This window comes from Dactylosporangium sp. NPDC000521 (assembly GCF_042898305.1).
Lineage (GTDB): Bacteria > Actinomycetota > Actinomycetes > Mycobacteriales > Micromonosporaceae > Dactylosporangium.
This window is the reverse complement of the sequence record NZ_JBIAYW010000003.1, coordinates 15,655-39,200: the sequence shown is the minus strand read 5'-3', so window position 1 is coordinate 39,200 and position 23,546 is coordinate 15,655. Positions and strand designations below refer to the sequence as shown.

Here is a 23,546-nt window from a genome sequence, read left to right as displayed (position 1 = left end):
GTCAACACGTCAGCCGGGCGTCGGCCCAGTCGGCGTGGTCGAAGTCGATCGATCCGGCGCCGCTGGTGACGAGCCGCAGGTTGGTGCGGCCCGCGACGGACACGTCGACGGCGGCGGGTGCCGCCGCGGTCACGGTCGGGCTGGTCCACAGCGTGACGCCGTCGGCGACGACGCTGAACACCACCCCGGTCGAGGACGTGCCGACCTCCGCGTCGAGGCCGGCGACGGCGGTGAACCGGCTGCACGCGCCGCCGAGGGGCACGGTGAGGTCGCCGTCGGCGTGGACGCCGACGCCCTTCGGGTAGCTGACCCCGCCGACGGTGATGACGCTGCCGTCACCAGCGGCCTGTTCGCCGTTGGAGGTGTCGCGCTCCGCCGGCCCCCAGCCGTTGGTGGCGGTGCCCCAGGTGCGGTCGCTGACGGCCGTACCGGCGCCGCTGCCGCCGCACACGAGCGTGGGCGCGCCCCAGTCGGCGTGGTCGTAGCTGATGCCGTTGCGGGCGTCGGTGACGCGGAGCTCCAGCGTCAGGTAGCCGCCGGTGGACACGGTCAGCCTGGTGGGTGCCTGGCCGCCGGTCTTCACGCCGGTGTATCCGAGCAGCCGGCCGTCGCCGTACACCGCGAACCGCACCGAGCCGTTGGCGCCGGCCTCGCCGTCGACGCCGACCTGGGCGGTGAACGTGCGGCAGGCGCGGCCGAGCCAGACGTGGACGGCGGCGTCGGCGTGCGCGCCGATGCCCTTGGCGAACGCGGTCCCGCCGATGTTCAGGGCCGCGCCGTCGCCGGCGGCCTGCTCACCGTTGGCGCGGTCGCGTTCGACCGGGCCCCAGCCGCCGCTGGAGGCGAGCCACGGCAGGTCGCTCACCTGGAGGGTGCCGGCGGCGGGCGCGGCCGCGAGGGTGCCCGCGCGGGTCACCCGGAACATCGCGACGCCGTGCGACGCGACGGTGGCGGTGATGGTGCCGGACGTGGTGCCGGTCGCCCCCGTCCAGAGGTTCTTCGTGGTGTACGAGCTGGAGCCGCCGATGCCGAGGGCGGCGGTCGTGGTGCTGATCGTGGCGGCGGCGCCGCCGCGGTTGAACAGCACGGCGGCGAGGGACCCGTCGCTCATGGGTTTCGCCCACACCTCGGTGTCGCCGTTGTCGACCATGCGGCGGCCCTGTGAACCGCCCCAGTCCTGGTTGACGGCGATGACGTCGGCGTTGCGCAGCACGTTGAGCGTGGCGGCGGGGACGCTGCGCAGGTCGTTGCCGAGCAGCAGCGGCGAGGACAGCAGCGACCAGAGCGAGAAGTGCGCGATGTTCTCGTCGGCGGTGAGCGGGCCGTTGCCGACCTCGAGCATGTCTGGGTCGTTGTAGTACCCCTTGCGCGCGAACGTCTCCAGGCCTGCCTGCTGGTCCAGCAGCGACGTGATGCTGCCCCAGCTGGCGTTGATGTCGCCGGTGGTGCGCCACAGGCTGCCGCCAACGTTCGGCGCGAACTCCCACGGCGCGTCATCGCCCCAGTTGCAGATGCTGTAGACGATGTGCCGGCCGGTGGCCTTCAGCGCGTCGCCCATCGCCTTGTACCGCTGCGCGGCGGGGCGGCCCTGGTTGTTGCAGTTGTCGTACTTGAGCAGGTCGATCCCCCACGACGCCCACGTCTGCGCGTCGACGGTCTCGTGGTCGAGGCTGGCCGGCAGGCCCTGGCAGGTGGCGGTGCCCGCCGAGGAGTAGATGCCGAGCTTCAGCCCGCGGGCGTGGACGTAGTCGGCGATGGCGGCGATCCCGCCGGGGAAGCGGACGGGGTCCGGGCGGAGCCGGCCCTGCGCGTCTCGGGTGGAGGCCATCCAGCAGTCGTCGATGTTGACGTACGTGTAGCCGGACGCCTTCAGCCCGGTGCTCACCATGGCGTCGGCGGTCGCCTTGATGAGGTTCTCGTCGATGTTGCAGCCGAACCGGTTCCAGCTGTTCCACCCCATCACGGGGGCGGTGACGGGGCCGGGCTGCGGGGTGGCGGTGGCGGCCGCCGGTTCTGTCGCGATCGAAGTGATGACTGCTGATGCGATCAGGGCCGCGGCGGCGGCCGTCAGGGCGCGCTTCAGCGCCCGGGGACTTCGGGTCATCCCAGCTCCCAGGTTCGTTAAGATCGAAAGTGTTGAATATTGTGGCATACCCGCAGGGGATTGGACACGATCGATCGCTTCGGTGTCGGGACAACTTCGGCAAGGTCTCGAACATGTGACAGTTGGTGTTTGGTTTTGGTCGGGTGGGTGGAAAGTCTTGACAGAAAAAGTTGGAGGATGAGTGAATGCGGTACACCCCGAACGCGGCGTGCCTCGCGCCGCGGTCCCCCTCGCTCAAGGGAGTGACCCGACATGATCGATATGCGTGGCCGCTGGCGGCCCGCCCTGGCCGTGCTCAGCGCCTCCGCCCTGCTGCTGACCGGCTGCGCGAAGTCCGAGGACGACCCGGCCGCGAAGACCACCGCCGACAGCTCGGCCGCGGCGCAGACGACGAAGTCCGCCGCCGCCGGAGGCTCCACCTGCACCCTGACGAAGTTCGGCGGCCAGAAGGTCGACCTGAAGACGGCCACCATCGGCTTCTCCCAGTCGGAGAAGGAGGCCAACCCGTTCCGCATTGCCGAGACCCAGTCCATCAAGGACGAGGCGGCGAAGCTGGGCATCCCGGCCGCGAACCTGAAGGTGACCAACGCCGACTCGAAGTTCGACAAGCAGATCACCGACGTCAGCACCCTCATCGACCAGGGCGTGCAGCTGCTCGTCATCGCGCCGCTCAACTCCGACGGCTGGGACTCGGTCTTCCAGAAGGCCGCCGCGAAGAAGATCCCGATCGTCACCATCGACCGGAAGATCAACGCGAAGCACTGCACGGACTTCCTGACGTTCATCGGCTCGGACTTCTACGAGCAGGGCAAGCGCGCCGCCGACAAGATGGCCAAGGCCCTCAACAACACCGGCACCGTCGCGATCCTGCTCGGCGCCCCCGGTAACAACGTGACCACGCTGCGGACCAACGGGTTCAAGGAGCAGATCGCCAAGGTCGCCCCGAACATCAAGATCGAGTTCGAGCAGACCGGCCAGTTCTCCCGCGAGGAGGGCCAGAAGGTCTCCGAGCAGCTGCTGCAGTCCAAGCCCAACATCAACGGCATCTACGCCGAGAACGACGAGATGGCGCTCGGCGCGATCACGGCCCTGAAGGGCGCCAGCAAGAAGGCCGGCGACGTCAAGATCGTCACCATCGACGGCACCAAGGGCGCCGTCCAGGGCATCGTCGACGGCTGGATCTCCTCGGTCATCGAGTCCAACCCGCGCTTCGGCCCGCTCGCGTTCGGCACCGCCACGAAGTTCTTCAACGGCGAGGAGATCGCGGAGAACATCATCATCTCCGACCGCGAGTACGACTCCACCAACGCCGCGGCAGACCTGGGCCTCGCGTACTGACCTACTGACCGTTCGTAGCTGACTGTCGCAGCATGGCCCAGGTCGGGGATGATCCCGGCCTGGGCCTTCTTCAAGATGGGACCTCTCGCATGTCCGATCCGGACGCGCCGCTGCTCGAAGTGGACGGCGTCAGCAAACAGTTCCCGGGGGTGCGCGCCCTCGACGACGTCTCGTTCGCCCTGCGCGCCGGTGAGGTGCACGCCCTCGTCGGCGAGAACGGGGCCGGCAAGTCGACCCTGATCAAGGTCCTCACCGGCGTCTACCAGCCCGACGGCGGCGACCTGCGGCACCTGGGGAAGGTCGTCACGTTCAACGGCCCGCTCGACGCGCAGGCGGCCGGCATCTCCACGATCTACCAGGAGGTCAACCTCGTCCCGCTGATGAGCGTGGCGCGCAACCTCTTCCTCGGCCGCGAACCCCGCAACCGGCTCGGCCTCGTCGACGTCCCCCGGATGAACCGGGAGGCGGCCGAGATCCTCGCCGGCTACGGCATCACCTCCGACGTGCGCCGCCCGCTGGGCCTCATGGCGCTCGGCGCGCAGCAGATGGTCGCGCTCGCCCGGGCCGTCATGGTCGACGCCCGCGTCGTCGTCATGGACGAGCCGACGTCCTCGCTCGAACCCCGCGAGGTCGAGACCCTCTTCGGCGTCATCCAGCGCCTCCACGAGCGCGGCGTCGGCATCATCTACGTCAGCCACCGCCTCGACGAGCTGTACCGCATCTGCGACCGCGTCACCGTCCTGCGCGACGGCAAGCTCGTGCACACCGGCCTCATCAAGGACCTCGACCGGCTGCAGCTCGTCTCGCACATGCTCGGCCGGCCCATGTCCGAGGTCCGCAAGGAGGGCTTCACCAGCTTCGGCGGCGAGCACGCGGCCGCCGGCAGCAAGCCCGTGCTGCGGGTCGCCGACCTCAACAGCCGGCACAAGCTCACCGGCGTCAGCTTCGAGGTGCTCCCCGGCGAGGTCGTCGGCCTCGGCGGGCTCCTCGGCGCCGGCCGCAGCGAGACCATCAAGGCCGTCGCCGGCGCGCTGCCACTGGACAGCGGCACCGTCGAGATCGACGGCGCCACCCTGCGGCGGCCCAACCCGGTCGCCGCGCTCAAGGCCGGCATCGCCGTGCAGCCCGAGGACCGCAAGGCCGAGGGCCTCGCCCTCGGCCTGTCGATCCGGGAGAACATCGCCCTCGCGGTCCTGCCCCGCCTGTCGACCGCCGGCATCGTCTCCGAACGCAAGATCGACAAGATCGTCGAGACCTTCATGACCCGGCTGCGGGTCAAGGCCTCGGGTCCGCACCAGCGCGTCGGTGACCTGTCCGGCGGCAACCAGCAGAAGGTCCTCCTGGCCCGGCTCCTCGCGACCGGGCCCAAGGTGCTGCTGCTGGACGAGCCCACCCGCGGCATCGACGTCGGCGCGAAGGCCGAGGTCCAGGCGCTCATCGACGAGCTGGCCGCCGAAGGTCTCGGCGTGGTGCTGGTCTCCTCCGACGCCGAAGAGCTCGTCGAGGGTTCCGACCGTGTGGTCGTGCTGCGCGACGGCGCCGTCGCCGGCATGCTGCGCGGCGAAGAAGTGACTACGGAGCATCTGATGAACGTGATCGCGACGGCGGCGTCATGACCACCGCCGTGTCCCCCTCCTCGCCGCCCGCCGCCTCCTCCTCCTCCTCGTCGTGGAACAGCGCCACGATCCGACGGCTGCTGCCCCTGTACGGGGTGTACGTCGCACTGGCCGTCCTCGTGCTGTTCAACGCCGTCTTCACGGACAACTTCCTCACCTGGAGCAATCTGCGCGTCCAGCTGGTCCAGGTGACCCCGGTCGTCATCGTCGCGCTCGGCATGGCGCTCGTCATCGGCACCGAGGGCATCGACCTGTCCGTCGGGTCCGTGATGGCGCTCGGCGCCGCCCTCATCCCGCTGTACCTCGGGTACGGGATGGTCCCGGCGATCGTGCTCGCCCTCGCCGGCGGCCTGCTCGTGGGGATCGTCAACGGCGGCCTCGTCGCGTTCGTCGGCCTCCAGCCGATCGTGGCGACCCTCGCCATGCTCGTCGCCGGCCGCGGCGTCGCCCTGGTGGTGTCCAACGGCAAGTACAAGGACATCCGCGACAAGGACTTCCTCGCCATCGGCACCGACGCGTTCCTCGGCGTGCCCTACACGGTGTGGATCGCCGCCGTCCTCGCCGTCGTCGTCGGGTTCGTCGTGCGGCGGACCGTGTTCGGCCGGCGGCTGCTCGCCATCGGCGACAACCGGGCCGCCGCGCAGCTCGCCGGCGTCCCCGTCAAGCGGGTCCTGATCGTGGTCTACATGATCGCCGCGGTCCTCGCCGCCGTCGCCGGCGTGATCCAGGTGTCCCGGATCGGCTCCGCCGACGCGTCCCGCATCGGCCTGCTCATCGAGCTGTCCGCGATCACCGCCGTCGTCGTCGGCGGCACGCCGCTGACCGGCGGGAAGGTCCGCGTCCTCGGCACCGTCGCCGGCGCGCTCCTCATGCAGCTGCTGACCGCGACGATGATCACCAACAACCTGAAGGACTCGACGGCCCAGATGGTCCAGGCGGTCATCATCCTGGTCGCGGTCTACACGGCCCGCGAACGGAGGACCCGATGACCCTCGTCGCCGAACCCCAGCTGGAGAAGGCCGAAGCGGCCTCGCTGCGCACCGAGCGGATCGTCGAGCTCGTCCAGCGCCAGGGCGCCCTCGCCGTCCTCGGCATGGTCCTCGTGGTCGGCCTCGTCGCGTACGACAACTTCCGCAGCTTCGACAACGCCGCCACCATCCTCGTCTCGGCCGCGCCGGCGGCGCTCATCGCGCTCGGCATGACCTTCGTGATCATCACCGGCGGGATCGACCTCTCCGTCGGCTCCCTCTACGTGCTCGGCGGGGTCCTCGCCGCGTGGGCGTCGCAGTACGGCGTCGCCGCCGCGTTCGCCGTGCCGCTCGCCGTGTGCGGGGTGTTCGGGCTCGTCCAGGGGCTCGTCATCGCGTACGCGAGGCTGGCGCCCTTCATCGTCACGCTCGCCGGGCTGCTCGGCGCGCGGGGGCTCATGCTCGCCCTGTCCGGCGAGGGCCGCACCACGTACCTCGTGGACCCCGGCGCCTTCAAGGACTTCGGCAAGGGCGAGCTGCTCGGCATCAAGTACGCCGTCTACCTGGTCGTGGTGCTCTTCGTGATCGGGATGATCGCGCTGTACCGCACCCGCTTCGGCCAGTCCGTCTACGCCATCGGCGGCAGCGAGGACGCCGCCAGGCTCATGGGCGTGCGGATCCGCAGCACCCAGATCCGGGTGTACGTGCTGTCGGGGCTCCTCGCCGGGCTCGCCGGGGCGATCAACGCGGCCCGGCTCGGCTCCGGCGTCACCGTCCTGGGCACCGGCATGGAGCTCGACGCGATCGCCGCCGTCGTCATCGGCGGGACCCTGCTCACCGGCGGCGCCGGCACCCTCGGCGGCACGATCGCCGGCGTGCTGCTGCTCCAGGTGATCCAGAACCTGATCAACCAGAGCGGCAAGATCACGTCGGCGTGGCAGACGGTGATCAGCGGGGCGTTCATCGCGCTCGTCGTCGTCGCGCAGACCTACCTGGCCCGGCTGCGGCGGGTCGCGTCGGGCTAGCGTCCCGGCACCTCACGGGCCTTCCGCATGGCACCCCGGTCGCACCGCCGACCGGGGTGTCATGCCGTTTTGCACCTTGCATCACTGACTGACCGGCATGATGCGCACACGGTGTGCGACCCGCGCGGTGGCACCGCACACAACATGAACTCCTTGCCGCGTCGGGACCCCCGTCGGCGTTGGGAGGCCAGTATGAGTGTGCCTGGATACCGCGACATGCCAGGTCAGCAGTGGGATCCGCAGCAACCTGTGGATCCCCGCGAGGCAGAGGACTTCCTCGACCTGTACTACCGGGAGAACCCGCAGCGCGGCGACGTCCGGGAGCGCCTTGCCCGCGTCGTCGACGAGATCGCCGAGACGGGCACCTACACCCACACGTACGCCGAGCTGGTCTTCGGCTGCCGGGTGGCGTGGCGCAACGCGAGCCGCTGCATCGGCCGGCTCTACTGGCGCAGCCTCGTCGTGCGCGACCTGCGCAAGGTCGGCGCCCCCGACGAGATCTTCGAGGAGCTCGTCCGCCACCTGCGCCTCGCGGGCCAGCGCGAACGCAACGTGATCCGCCCCGTGATCTCCGTCTTCGGACAGCACGTCCCCGGCCGTGGCGGCGCCCGTCTGTGGAACGAGCAGCTCATCCGGTACGCCGGCCACCGCCGCCCCGACGGCCTGATCACCGGCGACCCGCGGAACACGCAGTTCACCGAGACCCTGCAGCAGTACGGCTGGCGGGGCAAACCGGACAACCCCTTCGACGTGCTCCCCCTCGTCATCGAAGGCCCCGGCGGCGACGTCAACCTGTACGACCTGCCCGAGCACGCGGTCTGGGAGGTGCCGATCGAGCACCCGACGCTGCGCTGGTTCGCCGAGCTGGGCCTGCGCTGGCACGCCGTCCCGGCGATCTCCAACATGCGCCTCACCATCGGCGGCGTCGACTACCCCCTGGCCCCCTTCAACGGCTGGTACATGGGCACCGAGATCGGCGCCCGCAACCTCGCCGACCCCGACCGCTACAACCTGCTGCCGCTCATCGCCGAGCGGATGGGCCTGGACACCAGCACCGAACGCTCCCTCTGGCGCGACGGCGCCCTCCTCGAACTCAACCGCGCCGTCCTGTGGTCCTTCGACCAGGCGGGCGCCCGCATCAGCGACCACCACTCCGAGTCGGAGCGCTTCCTCGCCCACATCGCCAGCGAGGAACGCGCGGGCCGCGAGGTCCCCGCCGACTGGTCCTGGATCGTCCCCCCGATGAGCGGCTCCACCACCGGCGTCTTCCACCGCTACTACCACGAGGCCGACCAGCGACCCGCCTTCTACCTGGACCCGGACGCCCGCGACCTCGCCCGCCACGGCCGCTCCCCCGCCGCCGAGACCCCCCGCTCCCCCGCCTCCCCCGCCGCTGAGGCCCGCCGCTCCCCCGCCGCCGAAGCCCTCAAGGTTCCCAAGGCCACCAAGGCCTCCCAGATCCCTCAGGCTCGCCAGGCCCCCCAGGAGCCGGCCTCGTGCCCGTTCCACGAGTCCGGCGCGCCGGCCACCCCCGCCGCCGAACCCCGCGGCTGGTTCAGCCGCCTCCTCCACCGCACCTGACGACCGCATCCGACGCCCGCAGTTTCGCCTCGCGCCTCGCCGCAGCAACAGCGGCCGCAGCAACAGCGGCGAGGCCCGCAGCAACAGCGGCGGCAGCGGCAGCGGCGAGCGGCAGCGGCGAGCGTGTGCCGGGCTACCGCGCGCGACGTGACGTGCGCGAGGCGCCTGGCGAAGGCTCGGCCCGGGTCAGCCGCAGGGCGCCGTCCACGCCGGCCGCGAAAGTCGACGTGACGGCTGGACGGTCCCGGTGACTGCTTCCTAGACCGTACCAACAGCCACCTAATCGATCTCCAATCCGGTAGGCGGAAAGGCACCCTCCGCAGTGGCAGCTGCTCAACCGCACCATAGTCCATGCACGACAAAGACCGCCCCCGGTCGGCACAAGGCCGGGGGCGGTCTCGGGGGCGCAAGAGCCGCGGGCGTCAGGACTTCAGGACGGCGTGGAGGGCGTTGACGGCTACGTCCACGTCCTCCTTCGTCACCTGCAGCGGCGGGGCGAGGCGCAGCGTCGAGCCGTGGGTGTCCTTGGCCAGGACACCGCGGGCCAGCAGGGCCTCGCAGGCCTGGCGGCCGGTCATCAGGGCGGGGTCGATGTCGATGCCGGCCCACAGGCCGCGGCCGCGGACGGCGGTCAGGCCGTGGCCGACCAGGGCGTTGAGCCGCTCGTGCAGGTGGGCGCCGACGGTCCGCGCGTTCGCCTGGAACTCGCCGGTGTTCAGCAGCGCGATGACGGCACGGGCGACGGCGCACGCGAGGGGGTTGCCGCCGAACGTGGAGCCGTGCTCGCCGGGGCGCAGCACGCCCAGGATCTCGCGCGAGGCGGCGACCGCCGACACGGGCACGATGCCGCCGCCGAGGGCCTTGCCCAGCACGTACATGTCGGGAACGACCGGCGACGAGGCGAATGTCGCACCGGTGCGGCCCAGGCCTGACTGCACCTCGTCGGCGATGAACAGCACGTTCTTCGCCGAACACACGTCACGCACGCCGGGCAGGTAGTCCGGTGGCGGGACGAGGACGCCGGCCTCGCCCTGGATGGGTTCGATGAGCACGGCGACGGTGGTGTCGTCGATCGCCGACGCGAGGGCGTCCAGGTCGCCGTACGGCACGATCCGGAACCCGGGCGTGTAGGGGCCGTAGTCGGCGCGCGCGTCGGGGTCGGTGGAGAAGCTGATGATCGTGGTGGTGCGGCCGTGGAAGTTGTCGGCGGCCACGACGATGGTGGCTTGGCCGTCGGGGACGCCCTTGACCTTGTAGCCCCACTTGCGGGCCACCTTGATCGCGGTCTCGACGGCCTCGGCGCCGGTGTTCATCGGCAGGACGAGGTCCTTGCCGCACAGCGACGCCAGCTCCTCGCAGAACGGACCGAACTGGTCGTGCACGAACGCGCGGCTGGTCAGCGTGATCCGCTCCAGCTGGGCGTGCGCGGCGGCGGTGAGCGCCGGGTGGCGGTGGCCGAAGTTGAGCGCCGAGTAGCCGGCGAGGCAGTCCAGGTAGCGGCGGCCGTCGACGTCGGTGACCCAGGCGCCCTCACCGGAGGCGAGGACGACGGGCAGCGGGTGGTAGTTGTGCGCGGTCCAGCGCTCGGCCTGATCCAGGAAGGGGCCGGTCGACGAGGAAACGGCGGTGGTCATGCGCGCACCTCCAGCGTGCAGCACTTCGGGCCGCCGCCGGCCTTGTGCAGTTCGGACACGTCGACTGGCACCGGCTGGAACCCTTTCGACGCTAGCTCCTGCGCGAGGCGGGTGGCGGCGGACGGCAGGACGACCCGGTGCCCGTCGCTGACGGCGTTCAGGCCGAGGACGGCGGCGTCGGCGGCGGTCGCGATGACGGCTTCGGGGTACAGGCGGCGCAGCACCGCCTGGCTGCCCGGCGAGAACGCGCCCGGGTAGTAGGCGACATTGGTCGGTGACAGGACGGTCAGCGCCGTGTCGAGGTGGTAGTAGCGCGGGTCGACGAGCTGCAGGGTGATCACCGGCCGCCCGAAGAGCTCCTGCGCCTCGGCGTGCGCGGCGAGCTCGGTGCGCAGGCCGGTGCCGGCGAGAAGGTGCTCGCCGGCGAGGAGGATGTCGCCCTCGCCCTCGTTGACGCTCTTCGCCGCGTGGACCTGGAAGCCGTTGCGCTCGAACCAGGCCAGGTAGGCGGGGCCCTCGTCGGCGCGCTCCGGGTGGCGGAACTGCGCGCCGTAGACGACCCCGTCGACGACGGTGGCGCCGTTGGCGGCGAACACCATGTCGGGCAGGCCGGGCACCGGGTCGATGAGGTCGACGGTGTGGCCGAGCGACAGGTAGAGCTCGTGCAGCCGGGTCCATTGCGCGACGGCGAGGTCGGCGTCGACGGGCGCGGTCGGGTCCATCCAGGGGTTGATCGCGTAGTCAACGGCGAAGTGCGTGGGTCGACACATCAGGTAGCGACGGCTCATGCGATCAAACGTAGGCGCCGCCCGCCCGGCGTTCCATTGCGGAAAGCTGCTTCTTGTCGGCGTTTTCCTGTCTTGTACGACAAGCCGGCGGCGATTCGTTGCGCGGGGTCCCCAAGAAAGGCGGCCCGGACAGGCAGCCACTCAGCTACCGCCCCGGACCCGGCGCGCAACGAAGCGGCTCCAGAGCCGAGCAGGCCCGAACAGAGCCGAGCAGGCGCGAACAGGCTCAGCGCAGCTCGCGCCAGTCGCCGGGCTGGGCGAGCAGGCCGGAGACGCAGTCCATCGCCGGCTCCTCGGCGTCGAACTCGTAGGTGCGGGAGCGTCCGTCGGCGCCGCCCTCCCGCGACTCGACCCACCAGTGGCCGGCGTCCTCGAACAGATAGACGTCGCGGCGGGCGAGCCGCCCCCAGGTGCCGTTCCACCAGTGCTTCCTGCGCTCCATGAGGAGACATTCGAACACACGTACCAAGGCGGATGGAAGCCCGCCGCGCCGAAATCGATCAGGTCTGCTTCATGACGGTTAGCCGGGTGGCGCGCAGGGTACGCAACGCATGCCTGAGCCACGGAATCTGGGGAGCTGACCATGGAGCAGGATCTCGTCGACCTGCTCGTCGGCGAACACCGCCGGCTCGAGTCGCTGTTCGCGGAGATCGAGACCGCGCGGTCGCCGGCCGCCCGCCGGGACGCGCTGGACGCCGCCGTCGCGATGCTGGCCGCCCACACGGCGACGGAGGAGCGGCTGCTGCACGCGCACCTGCCGGCGGAGCTCGCCGAGTACGAGGCGGCCGAGCACCGGCGCGTCGCCGAGATCGTGGCGAGGCTGACGGAGCTCAACGATGTGGACCCCGCGTTCGGGATGCTGCTCGCGGCGCTGCTGGAGGCGGTGCGGGAACACGTACAGGAGGAGGAGACCGAACTCTTCCCGCGGCTGCCGCAATCGGTGCGTGTGACGGAATGACCAGACGGGTAAGCCGTTCTGCATGGCAGTTCCGGAGGACAGGCAGCCGCTGATCGCCACGCTGAAACGTGCCGCGTTCCATTTGAAGGACTCGGGCATCCCGTTCTGCCTGGCCGGCAGTTTCGCCGTGTACGCGCGGGGAGGCGAGTCCGTCGACCACGACATCGACTTCCTCATCAAGGCCGAGGACGCCGAGCGGGTGCTGACGGCCCTGGCGGAGGTCGGGTTCCGCGGCGAGGTGCCGCCCGAGGGCTGGCTGGTGAAGGCGTGGGACTCGGTGGAGGACGAGGACAACCTCATCGACTTCATCTTCTGTCCGGTGCAGCGGCCGGTCACCGACGCGACGCTCGCCGACACCGACGTGATCGCCGTCAACGCGTGCCACATGCCGGTGCTGTCCGCGACCGAGTTGATGATCCACAAGGTCCTGACGTGGTCGGCGCACTACTGCGACTACGCCCGCGGGCTGCCGGTCGCCCGGTCGCTGCGGGAGCAGATCGACTGGCCGCGGGTGTACCGGGAAACGGCCCACTCGCCGTACGCGCATGCTTTCCTGTTCTTGATCGACCGTCTCGGCGTCATGTCGCTGGACGAGACCAGCGCCCTCGCCGCTTCCCTGTGAGGAGGCACTCGTGATCATCGACCAGCACGTCGAGAGCGAGCTGCATCAGCTGCTCATCGAGGACGCCCGTATCGCCGAGCAGGGCATCCGGGTGGTCCGCACCGAGGACGGGATCGGCCTCGTCGGCGAGGTGGAGAGCGCGGAACGCCGCGACCTGATCTGCCAGGTCGTCCACGAGGCGTTCCCGGACCTGCCGGTGCACTGCAACATCGGGCTCACCAGGGTCAACGAGCCGCAGGACGTGGAGGAGCTATGACGTTCGACGAAGGCAGCACCAGTGGTTGCGTCAGGGTCGCCGCGGTCGGCGACGTCCACCTCGACGCGGACGTCGTCGGCCGGTACCGGCCCGCACTGGAGCACCTCGGCGGCAAGGCCGACATGCTGCTGCTCGCCGGTGACCTGACCCGGCACGGCACCGCCGACGAGGCGCACTGCGTCGCGCAGGAGTTCGGCGGCCTGGCCGTGCCGGTGGTGGCGATCCTCGGCAACCACGACCACCACTGCGACCAGCCGGCCGAGGTGACGAAGGTCCTGGAGGACGGCGGGATCACCGTCCTGGAGTGCTCCGGCACGGTCCTGGACGTGGACGGGGTGCGGGTCGGGATCGCCGGCACGAAGGGCTTCGGCGGAGGGTTCGCGGGGGCGTGCGCCAGCGAGTTCGGCGAGCCGGAGATGAAGGCGTTCACCCGGCACAGCCGCGAGCTGGCCGAGCGGTTCGGAGCCGCGCTGTCGGCGTTGGACGCTGATGTACGGATAGCGCTCACCCACTATTCGCCGGTGCCGGAGACGTTGCTGGGCGAGCCGCTGGAGATCTACCCGTTCCTCGGGTCGTACCTGCTCGCACAGGCGATCGACGCGGCGCCGGGGGTCGGGCTGGCCGTGCACGGGCACGCGCATGCCGGGTCGGAGCGGGGGACGACGCCCGGCGGTGTGCCCGTCCGCAACGTCGCCCACCCGGTCATCAAGCAGGCATACAACGTGTATCAGCTGTCGTCGGTACTGACGCCCGCCTAGCTCTCCAGCGAGCGTCACAGCGGTGTGACCAGAGCGCCTCTCAGGTGGGTCAGGGCGTGGGCGAGCAGGCGCGACACGTGCATCTGTGAGATGCCGAGCCGGTCGGCGATCTGCGTCTGTGTCATGTTGCCGAAGAACCGCATCGCGATGATCTTCTGCTCGCGCTCCGGCAGCTGCGCGATCAGCGGCCGCAGCGACTCGCGGTCGTCGACGGCCTCCAGGTCGCGGTCCATGCCGCCGAGCAGGTCGGCGAGCTCCGGGCCCGCCTCCTCGTTGCCGGTCGGCGCGTTGATGGACAGCGCCCGGTACGCGTGCCCGGACTCGATGCCCTCGATGATGTCCTCCTCGCTGACGCCGAGCTGCGCCGCGAGGTCCGCGACGGTCGGCGAGCGGCCCAGCCGCTGCGCGAGGTCACCGGACACCTTGGAGATCTCCAGCCGCAGCTCCTGCAGCCGGCGGGGCACCCTGACGTCCCAGCCCTTGTCACGGAAGTGCCGCTTGAGCTCACCGACGATCATCGGGATCGCGTAGCTGGTGAACAGGGCGCCGCGCGCCGGGTCGTAGCCGTCGACGGACTTGATGAGCCCGACGTTGGCGACCTGGGTCAGGTCGTCGAGGGGTTCGCCGCGGTTGCGGAACCTGCGGGCGAGGTACTCGGCGAGCGGCAGGTGCAGCTCGATGACCCTGGCCCGCACCCGGTCGTGGTCGGCGCTGCCGGCGGGCAGCTCGCTCAGGAGCGCGAGCAGCGCGCGCGCCTCGGCCTCGAGGTCCTTGTGGCCGGCGCGGGTGCGGGGCCGCGGGACGGGGCGGTGGACGGTGACGGTCATGGGGGGACCCCCTGCCTGCTGCCGCGATCCGCCCACCCTTGGATGCGGGCAGCGGTTACGCGGGGAGATTTCGCCGGCAGACGCCCTGGTCTCGAACGTCCGGCGCACAACCCGACACGGCGACCGCGACTGGTTTGACGGTCGAGCCGATCAGCCGTTCAGCTGATGGATCGGGTCATACAAACGTACGCCCGTCGCCCTGTGATGACAAGGTTACGAAGAGACGTCGGTAAGGGCCTCGTCGTCGGCGTCGGCGTCCGCGTCGCTGTCGGGGTCACCGGCCGCGCCCTGCCCGGTCACCGCCCGGTACACCCGCTCGACGTCGGTCGCGGTGCGTTCCCAGGTGTACCGGGAGCGGACCCGGTCGATCGCGGCGCTGGCGTAGCTCATCCGGCGCACCTCGTCGCCGAGGAGGCCGCGCAGCGCGGACGCCATCGATGCCACGTCCCGCGCTGGCACCAGCAGCCCGGTGACGTTGTCGATGACGCTCTCGCCGATGCCGCCGACCTCGTACGCGACGACCGGCACACCGCAGGACATCGCCTCCAGGGGCGTGAGGCCGAACGGCTCGTACCACGGCGCGCAGGCGAGCACGTCGGCGGAGCGGTACCAGCTGGGCAGGTCCTGCTGGGGGACGGCACCGATGAGCCTGACCCGGTCGCCGACCCCGAACCGGTCGGCGAGCTCCATCAGGCGGCGGGCCTCGGGGTCGCGGTGGATCTGGTCGGCGGCGGGCCCGCCGACGACGACGAGCTCCGCGCCGGGGACCCGGCGCAACGCCTCGACCAGGTCCGCGAACCCCTTGCGCGGCACGAGCGGGCCGACGCTGAGGATGCGGCGCATGCCGGGGCGCAGGTGGTCGGCGCGGGGACCGTTCGGCGCGAACGTCTCCCCGTCGACGCCGGACGGCACGATCACGGTGTCGGACCGGCGGATGCCCATCCGGCCGAGCTCGACGACCTCGTCCTCGCACTGCGCGACGACCCGGTCGACCATCGTGCCGAGGGTCCGCTCCAGGCCGATCCGCGCCTCGGGGCTGGCGTCGCGGTCCTTCAGCATGCGCCGCTTGACCGTGCCGAGCCCGTGGTACGTCTGCACGACCGGGATCCGGTGCTCCGCCGTCGCGGTGAGGGCGGCCAGGCCGCTGAGCCAGAAGTGGGCGTGGATCACGTCAGGGCTGGCCGCTTCGTCGCGCCAGTGCGCGGCGAGCCACCGGCCGAAGTCGCCGACGTGCGGCAGCAACGCGTCCGCCGGCAGCTCCTCGGCCGGGCCGGCCGGCACGTGCTCCACGGTGAACCCGGCGCCCGTCATGACGACGTCGTCGGGGGCCGCGGCGGCACGGCGGGTGTAGACCCGCACGTCGTGCCCGCGGCGTCCGAGCGCCTCCGCGAGGGCGGTGACATGGGTGTGCTGGCCGCCTGTGCCCGACCCTCCGAGCGCCAGGGGGCTCGCGTGCACGGACACGATCGCGATCCTCAAGCCGCACCCGCCCACGACGAAGACGCCTGTTGCACTGCGCGCACCTCCACGTGGCCGACTGTGCTGACCTGCCAACGCCCCTACCCGGGCCGGTTGGTGGTAAACATCAACGGGCGAGTCGCAACGGCTCGGGTGACTTGTAGGGTCGGCTGCACGTTCAACTGCACAGGACCGGGATATGGAGGGCATGGTGGCCAAGCCGTCGGGCACAGGTCGGCCGGGTGCCGCGACGCCGTCTGACGGCGCAAGCACCTCGACGCCTGGGGGCACCGCGCCGTCCCGGAGCGCCGGGTCCACGCCGCCTGCGGGCACCGCGTCCGCCAGGGCGGCCTCGGCGTCGCCCGCGAAGGCGGCATCGGCGCCTGTCGGGGGTGCCGAGGGTGGCAGTGCCGAGCCGGCGGAGGCCCTCGCCGCGCTCGTCGCCAAGCTGCGGGCCGAGCTCACCGGCGTCCGCACCGCCATGCGGAACCGGGCCGTCATCGAGCAGGCCAAGGGCGTGCTCGTCGAGCGGCTCGGCGTCAGCCCCGACCAGGGGTTCGACCAGTTGGTCCGACTGTCGCAGCGCACCAACATCAAGCTGATCGAGGTCGCCGCCGCGATCGTCGGCACCACCTCGCCCGACCCGGACGCACCCGATGTGGTGAATCTCATCGACGACGAGCTACGCCAGCACGTCGCGCGCAGCCGCAGCCGCACCGCGGCCCCCTCCGGCGTGCCGGAGCCCGTCGCGGAGAAGCCGCGCCGCCGGACCAGCCGCTCCCCCGAGGTCGAGGCGCTGCAGTCCCAGCACCAGCTGCTGAGCGCCCGGATCGCGGCCGCCCGCGGCTACGACGAGATCGCCGAGGTCCTCGGCACCGCGCCGACCGCGTGGCCCGCGCCCAGCTCGATCATGATCACGCTGCTCGACCCGGACGGCGCGCAGCGCGGCGTCGGCGCGTTCGGCATCCCCGGCGAGGTCCGCAGCCGCTGGTCCCGGATCCCGCCGGACCCGGCGCTGCCGCTCGTCGTCGCCGTCCAGGACGTCGAGACGATCTGGCTCGTCGGCGGCGAGGAGGTCACCAGCCGGTTCCCGGTGATGGACCAGCTGCCGTTCAGCGGCGACACCGTCCTCGCCTCGCCGCTCATCTCCGGCGAGCGGGTCATCGGCGCCATCATCATGAGCTGGGCCGAGGGCCTTCCCGACGGCGACGAGCTGCGGCGGTACGTGGCGGCCCTGCTCGAGCCGGTCGCGCGGCAGGTCGACGCCCTCATCGGCGACGAGATCGCCAGCGCCTGGTTCCACGTCGAGGGCGAGGAGAGCGCGCAGGCCGCCCCGGCGCAGGTGTGGCTGCCGACCGTCGTCGACGCCCTGCACAACCCCGCCGCGCTGCTGTCCCCGGTGACCGTCGACGGCCAGCTGGTGGACTTCCGCGTCGAGTACGCCAACGTCATGGCCAGGCAGGTCCTCGCCACCGCCCGGGTCGACCCCGACGAGGCCACGCTGCTCGCCGCCTATCCGACCCTCGGCAGCGCCACCCTGCTGCCGGAGTTCGCCCGCACGCTGCAGGACGGCCAGCCCCGCCGGCTGGAGGGGCTGCGGGCCGATCCGCGGGCGGACGGCGTGCCGACCGCGCAGACGATCTCCATGCACGCCGTGCGCCTGTGGGACCGGGTGTTCGCGGTGTGGCGGATCGCGACCGAGGCCGACCTCCTGTACGACCAGCTCCTGCAGGCCGAGCGGATCGCCGGTGTCGGCTCGTTCTGCTGGGAGCTGCGCGACCCCGAGCCGCGCTGCTCACCGGAGCTGATCCGGCTCTTCCACGGCGGCCGCGACGCCAACCGCGTCCCCGTCGACGAGCTCACCGCCAGCGTGCACGCCGACGACCTCCTGGCCGTCCAGGACGCCGTCCGCCGCACCGTCGTGGAGGGCAAGCACCTGCTCGCCGAGGTCCGCGGCGCCGGCCGGGTCAACGGCCGCCGCCTGCGCATCACCGCCGAGCCGCTCTTCGACGACACCGGCAACGTCACCGCCGTGCGCGGCACCGTCCAGGACGTCACCGAGGAGCGCGCCATCGAGGCCCGCCTCCGCCGCGCCGAGGAGGCCCTGGCCGCGCAGCGGCACCGGGTCGCCGACGAACGCCGCGCCGCGGAGGCCCTGCAGAAGGCGCTCCTGCCCACCGAGCCCGAGCTCGGCCACATGGAAGGCGTCGAGGTCTGCGGCCACTGCCGCTCCCCCGAGCGCGTCGGCACCGTCGACGGCGACTGGTTCGACGCCACCTCCCTCCCCGACGGCGGCACGGTCCTCGTCCTCGGCGACGTCGACGACCGCGGCCTGTCCTCCATGACGACGGCGGCGAGGCTCCGGTACGCGGTGCGCGCCTACGCGGCCCTGGACATGACCCCCGGCGACATCCTCAGCGCCGTCAACGGGATGCTCTGCGCGATGGAGGTCGAGCACACCGCCTGCCTCGTCGTGGCCCGCTACTCCCCCACGACCCGCGAGCTCCGCTGGGCCGCCGCCGGCCAGGTCGCCCCCATCCGCTACACCGCCGCCGGCCAGGGCACCGTGCTGTCAGGCCCCCTCGGCCTCCCCCTGGGCGAGGTCACCGAGATGCGCTACTCCGACACGACCGTGACGCTGGAGCCGGGCGACCGCGTCCTGCTCTACACCGGCGGCCAGGCCCGCGTCGACCGCCGCCGCGGCGGCGGCCTCGACCTCGTCCGCCGAGCCGGCGAACACGTCGACCTGAGCGACTTCGACGCCGTCGTCACCCACCTCGTCACCAGCCTCAACATCCCCGACGACGAAGACGTCTGCGCCCTGCTCGTGCACGTCCCCTGACCCCCTCCGGCAGTCGCGCCAAGACGGAGTTCGCAGCGGCCCGGACCCACGGCCTGGCCGCCCGCCACGCCACGAGGCTGACCCGCCTGCGCAATGCCCGCGAACTGGCCGGCACTCCCTCCCCGACCCCACACCCTCACTCCGCCGGCCTCACCGCACCGCCGACGCGCCGCCCAGCCCTTCCAGCACCCCCGAAACCACCGCCCATCACGCTCAGGCGGTCCTGGAGTCCCAGTTCCAGGGGAAGCCGAGCCCGTCGAAGCGGCCCAGGGCGTCCCGGTGGCGGGCGGACAGGACGATGCGGTCGGGGCCCAGGTGGGCCAGGAGGTCGTCGTCGCCGTAGTACCGGGTGTCCGGGGACGGCCAGCGCCACAGGGGGTCGTCCAGTTCACGGAGGCGGAGCTGGACCTCGCGGAGCGCGGCCGGGGGCGGGGACAGGTAGACGAGGCCGTGCAGCGGCGTGTACGTGGCCTCGTACACGGCGGCGTACACGAGAAACCTCGACAGCAGCAGACCGGTCTCGATCGTGTCGTTCTCGATCACGGGCGGATCATCGGGCCCGGGGACGTACGAGTACCAGTCGTCGGCGCCGGACCAGAAGCGGACCAGACCAGCGGACTCCGCGAGCTCGGCGGGGCCGAGCATCACGTGGTCCCGGCTCAAGGGAAGGGAGTAGCGAGACGCGACACGATGCCAGTCGGCGAGCGGCGCGGGCAGCCCTGGCGGCAGGTCAAGGTCGCGACGAGGACGGTCAGGCAGCCCGTACCACCGCGAGACGAAGCGACCGAGACTGTCATCGGCGATCACGTCAAGCTCGTACACGCCTCAAATCATGCCCGGCACCCACCAATCGACTGCCACCAGTCGCCCGCACCGTCCCTCACACGACCACGACGACAAGCGCGGCGCCGGCGGTCAGAGCGATAGGCACTGGTTGGAAAGCCAACGACGGCGTGGAAACACCGAATGACGCCCTCAACGGCGCTGAACCATGCGAGAACGGCGGCCAGGGAACATCACCGCAACCACGCCACCTGGCGCCCGCCTCCGGATCCGTGCCGGAAGACGCACGCTCCCTCCCCACGGACATCACCACCAGGACAGCGAACGCGGATCTCTCAGCCGAGCACCCTCGCCATCACCGTGATCGAAGGACAGCCCTGGCCGCCCGGACGACCACCAGACGACTTCGATCTTTGAAAGCCACGACCACGATCGCTCCGTGGGGGACTGCGCGGATGGTGTCTGCGACGGGAGTGCGTTGCGCTGGTTTGTGAAGCCAACGACGGCGAGCGCGGCGCCGGCGGTCAGCGGGATGTGCACTGGTTGTGAAGCCAGCGACGGCGTGGAAGCACCGAACGATGCCCTCGACGGCGCTGGACCATGCGAGGGCGAAGGCCGGGGACCATCACCGCGACCACGGCACGGACCGCGACCACGCCACTCGGCGCCCGGCCCAGGCTGAGCGGAAACAACCCACCCACCGCGCTGGCCTGCCACTGCGAAATCCCACATGGATCGGCGGACCCGCACGCGGACAGCAACCACCGGGACCAGCGGACCCGCACGCGGATCCCTCAGTCGACGGCGGGGTCAGTGGGTGGCGGCGCGGTGGTGGGCGAGGATCGTGGACAGGGCGGTCTGGATCTCGCGGGCGGCGAGCTCGGCGCGGTGGAGTGACGCCAGGTCCTCGGCGTCCGCGGGGTAGAACGTCAGGCGGCCGTCGTCGTGCAGGGTCATCGGCACGTCGAGACGGTCCAGGATCGTGGTGAGCAGCTCCTGGCCGTGGCGCAGTGTCGCGGCGGACCGGCGCAGGGCGTCGGCGGTCGCGCGGCGGGAGTCGGGCAGGCGCAGCGCCGCCTCGCGCATCGCCCGCCAGTCGCCGCGGACCCGCCACACGTCGTCGACCGTGACCGCCGCCACCGTCGCGCCGCCGGCAGGAAGAGCCGTGACCGTCACCGCCGCACCTCCAACCGGAAAAGCCGCCGCCAATCGGAAAGCCACCGACCGAACGCCGCCGACCAGCAGCGCCGTCATCGCACCAACCGTACGAGCCGCCCAACCCCCACCGGAAGCAAGATCTTCTTCCTGTGGATAACCCCCCGGAACGGCCTACTCGGCTCGGTCCTGCATCTCCCACAGGTGGTCAAGGACGTGCCAGGCGTAGCGGCGGGTGGCGTAGCGGCTGGTCCAGCCGTTGTCGGTCAGTGGCGAGCCGTCGCTGGGCCGGCCCAGGACGGTGAGGATGTCCTCGCGGAGGGCCGCGATCGCCTCCGTGTCGGTGATCGCCGGCTGCGGATGCTTGATGCCGATCTTGCGACCGTAGCCGGCCTCGGCGCCGACGACGTGGTCGATCATCTTGTCGCGGTCGCGGCCGCCGCCGCGCGGGCCCTTGCGCAGCGAGGCGGGCGCGGTCGCGGAGAACGCGTCGAAGGCCGCCCACGCGGCGGTGAGCAGCTTCTTCTGCCGGGTCGCGACGGCGCGGGAGACGGCGCGGCCGTCGGCGTCGGGGTGGGCGTCGGGGACGCCGAACTGGGTGGCGGAGGTCCCCGGGCACCGTTCGACGACCTTGAACGTGGGTGCGGCGGGGAACGAGTAGCCGGCCGCCTCGGCGATCGGCGCATACCGCGCGCCGTACGCCGCAAGGGCGCCGAGCGCGTCGTCCTCGGTTTTCGCGAAGCGGCCCCAGCCCGGCCAGTCCAGGCAAGCCGCGAACACCTTCTTGTCCGTCACCTCGAGATACACGTCTGCCATGACTGTGACCTTAAGCCGCTTTCCTCTGCGCCGCAGGGGTGCTTGCATACCATGGGTCGCATGCCTGACCTCGTGAGCTATCTTCGTGAAGCACTTCTCGCCGGCGATGTCGAGACCACCCGGGCATCCAATCACGGCAACGCCGCGGCGTTCGCCGACGGGCACGAGGGCTACCTGTTCGGCCTGGCACCGCTGAAGGCCTGGACCCTCGCCGAGGTGCTGGGCGTGATGGCCGAGCGGGTCGGCATCGACCCGGACCCGGAGCGGTCGACGGGCACGGACGTGATCGACCCGTACAAGACGGTGGCGGCGCTGGACAGGATGCGCGACCGGCTGCGGGAAGCGGCGCGGCGCAAGGAACGGGTTCTGGTGGCGTCCGGACACCCGGCCGGGGTCGTCGAGGTGCACCTGGCGGTCGTCGCGGCGCTGCGCGCCCAGGGGTGCGAGATCCTCACGCCGGCGGCGGGCGCCCCGTTCGCGAAGCCGGGCCGGTACGACGGCCGCGAGTTCCCCCTCGCCGTGCGGTACATCGGCGGCGTGGGCATGGGCGCGGAGCGGGGCATCGCGATGTGGCACACGCACTCCCCGGACGGCATGCGGGCGATGCTGGCCGAGCTGGAGGACACCGGCGCACCCATGCCCGACCTGGTGTTCGCCGACCACGGGTTCGCCGGCGCGGCCGCCGCGGCGGGGCTCGACGTGGTGTCGTTCGCCGACAGCAACGACCCTGCGCTGTTCGTGGGTGAGGCCGAGGGCAGGGTGTCGGTGACGGTGCCGATCGACGACAACGTCCAGCCGCACCTGTACTGGCCGATCAGCGCATACCTTCTGGAAGGGATAGCCGCTTAGTGATATGACACGGGTGCTATGGGGCAATTTGGACGCAGATTCTTGTGCGCCTCCCCGACCGATGACAGCATCGGTCGCGGCCGATATTCATCGGTACCGATATAGGGGAGGCTCACGTGAGACTCACAAGGTCCAGACTCCGTCGCGCCGCGGTCATCGCCGCGGGCACCGCCCTCGTCGCAGGCTCGGTCCTCATGCCGTCACCGGCCCAGGCCGCGCCGCTCGGCAGCACCGACGCCCTCGTCTCGCAGCTCGGCCTCGCCACCGCCGGCTCGTACTGGGACGCCCAACTCGGCAAGATGGTCGTCACCGTCACCGACGCCACCACCGCCAGGAGCGTCGAGGCGACCGGCGCCGTCGCCCGCAAGGTGAAGCACAGCGGTGTCGAACTGGCCCGCATCACCTCGACGCTCGACGCGAAGGTCTCGATCCCGGGCACCGCCTGGGCCGTCGACCCGGTCGCCAACCAGGTGGTCGTCTCCATCGACCCGACGGTGTCGCCCGAGCACGTCAAGACGATCGAGGCGACCGTCGCGTCGCTCGGCAGCGGCGCGACGATCGAGCGGCTCCCCGGTGAGCTGCGGCCGACCATCTCCGGCGGCCAGGCGATCTACTCCGGCGGCTCCCGGTGCTCGCTCGGCTTCAACGTGGTCAGCGGCAGCACGTACTACTTCCTGACCGCGGGCCACTGCACCAACATCGGCTCGACGTGGACGACCAGCATCGGCTCCGTCCTGGGCACCCGGGCCGGCACGAGCTTCCCCGGCAACGACTACGGCATCGTCCGGTACGCCGCGGGTGTCGCCCACCCCGGCAACGTGTCGCTCGGCGGCAGCTCAACGCAGGACATCACGGCCGCGGGCAACGCGACCGTCGGGCAGTCGGTGCGCCGCAGCGGCTCCACCACCGGCGTGCGCAGCGGGTCCGTGACACAGCTCAACGCGACCGTCACGTACTCGCAGGGCCAGGTCAGCGGCCTGATCCGCACCACGGTCTGCGCCGAGCCCGGTGACAGCGGCGGCTCGCTGTTCGCGGGTTCGATCGCGCTGGGTCTCACGTCCGGCGGCAGCGGCAACTGCAGCAGCGGCGGCGTCACGTACTTCCAGCCGGTCACCGAGCCGCTGAGCGTGTACGGCGTCAGCGTCTACTGACCCCGGGAAAACCCTGT

21 protein-coding genes are annotated in these 23,546 nt (G+C 71.4%); 12 read left to right on the top strand and 9 right to left on the bottom strand.

Features of this window, described 5'->3' with window-relative positions; all coding sequences use genetic code 11:
• Position 1: 1 nt before the first annotated feature.
• Positions 2-2,104, bottom strand: a complete 2,103-nt coding sequence (locus ACFY3L_RS10360) for an NPCBM/NEW2 domain-containing protein (RefSeq protein ID WP_389321275.1) — start codon at positions 2,102-2,104, stop codon at positions 2-4.
• A gap of 252 nt (positions 2,105-2,356) precedes the next feature.
• On the opposite strand from ACFY3L_RS10360, the gene ACFY3L_RS10355 reads away from it, so the two are divergent.
• From ACFY3L_RS10355 to ACFY3L_RS10335, 5 genes are all read left to right on the top strand, one after another.
• Complete coding sequence (locus ACFY3L_RS10355; RefSeq protein ID WP_389321273.1) at positions 2,357-3,442, top strand: ABC transporter substrate-binding protein; 1,086 nt, start codon at positions 2,357-2,359, stop codon at positions 3,440-3,442.
• Positions 3,443-3,531: 89 nt separating this feature from the next.
• The gene (locus ACFY3L_RS10350; protein WP_389321271.1) at positions 3,532-5,058 is read left to right on the top strand and encodes a sugar ABC transporter ATP-binding protein; all 1,527 of its coding nucleotides are present in this window, start codon (positions 3,532-3,534) and stop codon (positions 5,056-5,058) included.
• Positions 5,055-6,047 (top strand): ABC transporter permease, encoded by a 993-nt coding sequence (locus tag ACFY3L_RS10345; RefSeq protein ID WP_389321269.1) that lies wholly within the window; start codon positions 5,055-5,057, stop codon positions 6,045-6,047. Before ACFY3L_RS10350 ends, ACFY3L_RS10345 begins: the two co-directional genes overlap by 4 nt.
• Complete coding sequence (locus tag ACFY3L_RS10340) at positions 6,044-7,051, top strand: ABC transporter permease (protein WP_389321267.1); 1,008 nt, start codon at positions 6,044-6,046, stop codon at positions 7,049-7,051. Before ACFY3L_RS10345 ends, ACFY3L_RS10340 begins: the two co-directional genes overlap by 4 nt.
• A gap of 192 nt (positions 7,052-7,243) precedes the next feature.
• The gene (locus tag ACFY3L_RS10335) at positions 7,244-8,632 is read left to right on the top strand and encodes a nitric oxide synthase oxygenase (RefSeq protein WP_389321265.1); all 1,389 of its coding nucleotides are present in this window, start codon (positions 7,244-7,246) and stop codon (positions 8,630-8,632) included.
• Between the two features lie 422 nt (positions 8,633-9,054).
• On the opposite strand, the gene rocD is transcribed toward ACFY3L_RS10335, so the two are convergent.
• The 3 genes from rocD to ACFY3L_RS10320 form a co-directional block, all read right to left on the bottom strand.
• Positions 9,055-10,266: an ornithine--oxo-acid transaminase gene (gene rocD / locus ACFY3L_RS10330; protein ID WP_389321263.1), complete on the bottom strand. Its 1,212-nt coding sequence runs from the start codon at positions 10,264-10,266 to the stop codon at positions 9,055-9,057.
• A complete protein-coding gene (gene ddaH / locus ACFY3L_RS10325) occupies positions 10,263-11,054 on the bottom strand; it encodes a dimethylargininase (protein WP_389321261.1) in 792 nt (263 codons plus the stop codon). The genes rocD and ddaH overlap by 4 nt, the downstream gene beginning before the upstream one ends.
• Positions 11,055-11,280: 226 nt before the next feature.
• Positions 11,281-11,496: a hypothetical protein gene (locus ACFY3L_RS10320; protein WP_344506134.1), complete on the bottom strand. Its 216-nt coding sequence runs from the start codon at positions 11,494-11,496 to the stop codon at positions 11,281-11,283.
• A 141-nt stretch (positions 11,497-11,637) separates the two neighbouring features.
• Between ACFY3L_RS10320 and ACFY3L_RS10315 the strand changes: the two genes are divergently transcribed.
• From ACFY3L_RS10315 to ACFY3L_RS10300, 4 genes are read left to right on the top strand one after another with little or no spacing between them, the layout of a single operon-like run.
• Positions 11,638-12,012 (top strand): hemerythrin domain-containing protein, encoded by a 375-nt coding sequence (locus tag ACFY3L_RS10315; protein ID WP_389321258.1) that lies wholly within the window; start codon positions 11,638-11,640, stop codon positions 12,010-12,012.
• 22 nt (positions 12,013-12,034) lie between these two features.
• Positions 12,035-12,634, top strand: a complete 600-nt coding sequence (locus ACFY3L_RS10310; RefSeq protein ID WP_389321256.1) for a nucleotidyltransferase family protein — start codon at positions 12,035-12,037, stop codon at positions 12,632-12,634.
• Positions 12,635-12,644: 10 nt separating this feature from the next.
• Complete coding sequence (locus tag ACFY3L_RS10305) at positions 12,645-12,890, top strand: hypothetical protein (RefSeq protein WP_389321254.1); 246 nt, start codon at positions 12,645-12,647, stop codon at positions 12,888-12,890.
• Positions 12,887-13,648: a metallophosphoesterase gene (locus tag ACFY3L_RS10300; RefSeq protein WP_389321252.1), complete on the top strand. Its 762-nt coding sequence runs from the start codon at positions 12,887-12,889 to the stop codon at positions 13,646-13,648. Before ACFY3L_RS10305 ends, ACFY3L_RS10300 begins: the two co-directional genes overlap by 4 nt.
• A 14-nt stretch (positions 13,649-13,662) precedes the next feature.
• On the opposite strand, the gene ACFY3L_RS10295 is transcribed toward ACFY3L_RS10300, so the two are convergent.
• Both ACFY3L_RS10295 and ACFY3L_RS10290 read right to left on the bottom strand, forming a co-directional pair.
• Complete coding sequence (locus ACFY3L_RS10295) at positions 13,663-14,475, bottom strand: RNA polymerase sigma factor SigF (protein WP_389321250.1); 813 nt, start codon at positions 14,473-14,475, stop codon at positions 13,663-13,665.
• 213 nt (positions 14,476-14,688) lie between these two features.
• Complete coding sequence (locus tag ACFY3L_RS10290) at positions 14,689-15,954, bottom strand: glycosyltransferase (protein ID WP_389321248.1); 1,266 nt, start codon at positions 15,952-15,954, stop codon at positions 14,689-14,691.
• Positions 15,955-16,132: 178 nt separating this feature from the next.
• Here ACFY3L_RS10290 and ACFY3L_RS10285 point away from each other — a divergent pair, with 178 nt between their 5' ends.
• A complete protein-coding gene (locus tag ACFY3L_RS10285) occupies positions 16,133-18,775 on the top strand; it encodes a SpoIIE family protein phosphatase (protein ID WP_389321246.1) in 2,643 nt (880 codons plus the stop codon).
• 213 nt (positions 18,776-18,988) lie between these two features.
• On the opposite strand, the gene ACFY3L_RS10280 is transcribed toward ACFY3L_RS10285, so the two are convergent.
• The 3 genes from ACFY3L_RS10280 to ACFY3L_RS10270 form a co-directional block, all read right to left on the bottom strand.
• Positions 18,989-19,597, bottom strand: a complete 609-nt coding sequence (locus ACFY3L_RS10280) for a hypothetical protein (protein ID WP_389321244.1) — start codon at positions 19,595-19,597, stop codon at positions 18,989-18,991.
• 771 nt (positions 19,598-20,368) lie between these two features.
• Positions 20,369-20,734, bottom strand: coding sequence for a hypothetical protein (locus ACFY3L_RS10275; RefSeq protein ID WP_389321241.1), 366 nt, complete (start codon positions 20,732-20,734; stop codon positions 20,369-20,371).
• 153 nt (positions 20,735-20,887) lie between these two features.
• Positions 20,888-21,529, bottom strand: coding sequence for a hypothetical protein (locus ACFY3L_RS10270; protein ID WP_389321239.1), 642 nt, complete (start codon positions 21,527-21,529; stop codon positions 20,888-20,890).
• A gap of 60 nt (positions 21,530-21,589) precedes the next feature.
• Between ACFY3L_RS10270 and ACFY3L_RS10265 the strand changes: the two genes are divergently transcribed.
• Positions 21,590-22,378 (top strand): phosphatase, encoded by a 789-nt coding sequence (locus ACFY3L_RS10265; RefSeq protein WP_389321236.1) that lies wholly within the window; start codon positions 21,590-21,592, stop codon positions 22,376-22,378.
• A 116-nt stretch (positions 22,379-22,494) separates the two neighbouring features.
• Positions 22,495-23,529, top strand: a complete 1,035-nt coding sequence (locus tag ACFY3L_RS10260; protein ID WP_389321233.1) for a S1 family peptidase — start codon at positions 22,495-22,497, stop codon at positions 23,527-23,529.
• Positions 23,530-23,546: the final 17 nt, after the last annotated feature.